At 66.5% G+C, this 1384-nt stretch carries 1 pseudogene; it reads left to right on the forward strand.

What is annotated here, in order from left to right:
• Positions 1-1384, forward strand: a pseudogene (locus JCM25156_RS16610) (excinuclease ABC subunit A); the annotation flags it as partial.

Below are 1384 nucleotides of genomic sequence, written 5' to 3' on the forward strand. Positions count from 1 at the left end.
TCGCGGTGCTGGAACATCTCGGGCTGGGCTACCTGCAGGCCGATCGCGCGGTGACCACGCTTTCACCGGGGGAATACCAGCGCCTGCGGCTGGGCACGCAGATCCGCTCCAGCCTGTTTGGCGTGGTGTACGTGCTTGATGAACCCTCCAGCGGTCTGCACCCCGCCGATGCCCAAAACCTGCTGGATGCGCTGATGGGGCTGAAGGCGGCAGGCAATTCCCTGTTTCTGGTCGAACACAACCTCGACCTGATCCGCCGGGCGGACTGGATTGTCGATGTCGGCCCGGACGCTGGCACAAACGGGGGCGAGATCCTGTACAGTGGCCCCCCCGACGGACTGCGCGCCGTGCCCCTTTCGCGCACCGCGCCGTACCTGTTCGCAAATACCGCGCCCATCGCGGGCACCCCGCGCAAGGCCGCGCGGTGGCTGAAGCTTGCGGGGGTGACATGGAACAACCTGCATGACCTGAGTGTTGACATCCCGCTAGGTGTGTTCGTCACGGTGACGGGCCTTTCGGGGTCGGGCAAATCCAGCCTTGTCAGTCAGGCGCTCCCCGAAATCCTGACCCGCGCGCTGGGCCAGAAACCCACCGGAGAGATGGAGGCGGACAGCATGGAGGACCGGCCCCTCGGCACGCCGGGGGGGCAGGTGGTCTCGGGTCTGCGCGGCATCAAACGGCTGGTCATGATCGACCAGAAACCGATCGGCCGCACGCCGCGCTCCAATCTTGCGACCTATACCGGCCTGTTCGACACCATCCGGCGGATATACGCCGCAACCGACCTGGCCCGGGCGCGGCATTATGACGCGGGGCGTTTTTCCTTCAACCTGCCCAAGGGCCGCTGCCCCACATGCGAGGGCGCGGGGTCGGTCATGGTGGAACTGCTGTTCCTGCCCAGTGTCTATTCACCCTGCCCCACATGCCACGGCATGCGCTACCAGCCCGATGTGCTGGAGGTGACGCTGCGCGGCAAATCCATTGCCGACGTGCTGGACATGACGGTGGATGAAGCCAGTGCGTTTTTTGCCGATACACCCGCCCTGCATGCGGCCCTGGGCACATTACGGCAGGGCGGGCTGGGCTACCTCCGGCTGGGACAGCCCGCAACCGAACTGTCGGGCGGGGAGGCGCAGCGCATCAAGCTCGCCACCGAACTGCAGAAGCAGCGGCGGGGCCACACGCTCTATATCCTTGATGAACCGACCACCGGCCTGCACCCCGCCGATGTGGACCGGCTGCAGGCCCACCTGCAATCGCTGGTCGATGCGGGCCATACGGTCATGGTGGCCGAACATGACATGCGCGTGGCCGCGCGCGGTGACTGGATCATCGACATGGGGCCAGGCGCGGGTGACGATGGCGGGCGGATCGTGGCGGCGGG

The organism is Komagataeibacter kakiaceti JCM 25156, assembly GCF_000613305.1.